Here is a 2,172-nt window from a genome sequence, read left to right on the forward strand (position 1 = left end):
GGCATTATCAACCAAACACAGCTACCTTTGAAACGAGGTCGATCCCGCCGGCCTTCGTTCGACGCATGTCCCGTCCAATCGCGAAGCGGAACACCGCTGGCAGTTGCAAGGCAGGCGGAATTCTCGCCCACAAGGTTTTGGTCACCGGACGTCCTTTGCGCGTGCGCCGTGGTGCTTGGCCCGTGATGATGCGCTGCGACCAGCGAAAGCCGATCTCGTTGAAGTAGAGATCCGCCAGATGCGGGCTGATGTGATGGAACACGCCTGAGACGGTTCGGCGGATCCTATCATTGAAGCCCTCCGCCGAGTTGATATGAACCGGACCACGCGCATACTCGCGGGCCTTATGATGAACGGTGTCATGGGCCGCAAAGGCACTGCCCAAGGACACGAAGGCTTTCCATTCATCGCTCATCAGATGTGCGCTCGGCTCGACCGCCTCTGTGAGAACCCGATCCGCTTCGGACTCGGACAGATCCTCAATCACCGCGGCTCGAACTTCGCCAGACGACGCACCGACGCTCACATTCGGCGGCCGCGGCACGGCCACAAGCACTGGTGTTTTCTGGGTCTTAGGCTGGCCTTTGCGTCCACGACCTGGTGGAGAATAGTTCGGATCCCGCCGCGGCTTGCCGCCGACATAGAGCCCATCGATCTCAACCACACCATCCAGAGCCTGCTCGCGCCCAACCATCACCCGCAGGGCATGCCCCATACGCCAGGCTGTTGGTTGGCTGACGCCCAACGCCTCCGCCAAGCGGATCGACGAGATGCCCTTGTCCGACTGCAGCATCAGCCACAAGCCGGACAACCACACCCGAAGTGGAAGCTTCGTTGCGTGCAGGGGTGTGCGGATCGTGACCGTGAACTGAAAGCGGCAGGTGCCGCTTGAGCATTGGTAGAGCCAGGGTCGGGCTCGCCTCCCACTTTCACGGCCGGTCAGGGCGATGGACCGCCGGTAGCCGCAGGCCGGACATATTCGACCATCGGGCCAAACCATGGCTTCGAGCAGAAGCCGGCAACGGCCCTCGTCCTGGAACGTTCTGACCATATCAGGCACGGTGGTGATCCTCGCCAGGACCTCGCGTACAGATAGATCCATTGTGCCCTCCTGACCCGACCATCAGTCACTGGATCAGAGTCTCACGCAAAAGCTTAGCTGCAAAGGAAAAGCTGTGTTTGGTTGATAATGCCGGCGCTCAATCAGGAACACATCTTGTGCTGCCCCCACCCTTGGGCAAATTCTTGCTAACTTTGGTCCCCGACGCCGGGTTACATGTCGATGACGCGACACACAACAGCCGATACCCGCGCCGCATGTGAAAGGGTACCTCCGTTGATCACACTCCGCCGCACGAACCCCCAGGACGCTCCTATTGTGGCCCGCCTCGTCGGTGCCCTTCTCGCCGAACTCCGCGGCACCCCGGCGAAGCCCGAAGAGCACGCTGCGATCGCTCCCGGCCTGCTCGCCCTGGAAGACCGCATCTTCGGCTTCCTGGCGTCTGACGGTACCGAGCCAGTCGGTGTGATGATGGTTTCGGAAAGCCATGCGATTTACGCAGGTGGAGCATTCGGTGTGATCACTGAGCTCTACGTCAGCCCAAGCCATCGCTCCTCCGGCGTGGCGCAACGACTCATCAATGCGGGCGCGACGCTGGGCCGCGAACGCGGCTGGCGTCAGCTTGAAGTGGGCGCACCGCGCCAACCCGCCTGGGCACGCAGCCTGCAATTCTATCTGCGCAACGGCTTCAGCGAGGTTGGTCCACGACTCAAACTGACACTATAACCAAGCACTCTGGCATCTTTGTGCGGAGCGTCGGCCCGTGGTGAAGCCCGTTCCGTACAGGAGACGATGATCTCCAGGAGATCTGTCGGCCCGGCTGGTCGCTGGCAGAGATCCTATCGCAGACCGATCGGCAATGGGATTTGGCCTACGCCTCCGGTGCGCTCCGGAGATATCCGAATTTCCAAAGCCGCCTCGTCAGTGGGCAGAGTTCTCGCCCCGGATCAGGAGCCCGTCGAGCGGTTCGAAACGGCGATGGGACCGTCCCACGGCGCCTGCGGCAGCGATGCCGCTCAACGAGGCCGTGCCGCCGCCAACCTGATCTTGGCCGTGCAGAAACGCGTCGAAGGCGATGCCCTGAGCCGCCAGCTCCTTGGGAAAGAGCGAGG

3 protein-coding genes are annotated in these 2,172 nt (G+C 61.9%); 1 reads left to right on the plus strand and 2 read right to left on the minus strand.

Going from position 1 to position 2,172, the window contains the following annotated elements; all coding sequences use genetic code 11:
• Positions 1-7 precede the first annotated feature (7 nt).
• The gene (locus FS320_RS42050; RefSeq protein ID WP_152718477.1) at positions 8-1,102 is read right to left on the minus strand and encodes an IS1595 family transposase; all 1,095 of its coding nucleotides are present in this window, start codon (positions 1,100-1,102) and stop codon (positions 8-10) included.
• A 276-nt stretch (positions 1,103-1,378) separates the two neighbouring features.
• Between FS320_RS42050 and FS320_RS50050 the strand changes: the two genes are divergently transcribed.
• Positions 1,379-1,786, plus strand: a complete 408-nt coding sequence (locus FS320_RS50050) for a GNAT family N-acetyltransferase (protein ID WP_202882966.1) — start codon at positions 1,379-1,381, stop codon at positions 1,784-1,786.
• A gap of 195 nt (positions 1,787-1,981) precedes the next feature.
• Here FS320_RS50050 and FS320_RS46765 read toward each other — a convergent pair.
• Positions 1,982-2,172, minus strand: a 191-nt coding sequence (locus tag FS320_RS46765; protein ID WP_162003614.1) for a hypothetical protein, incomplete at its 5' end; no start/stop codon positions are given.

The sequence above is a fragment of the Microvirga tunisiensis genome (genome assembly GCF_009296175.1).
In the GTDB taxonomy this organism is placed as follows: domain Bacteria; phylum Pseudomonadota; class Alphaproteobacteria; order Rhizobiales; family Beijerinckiaceae; genus Microvirga; species Microvirga tunisiensis.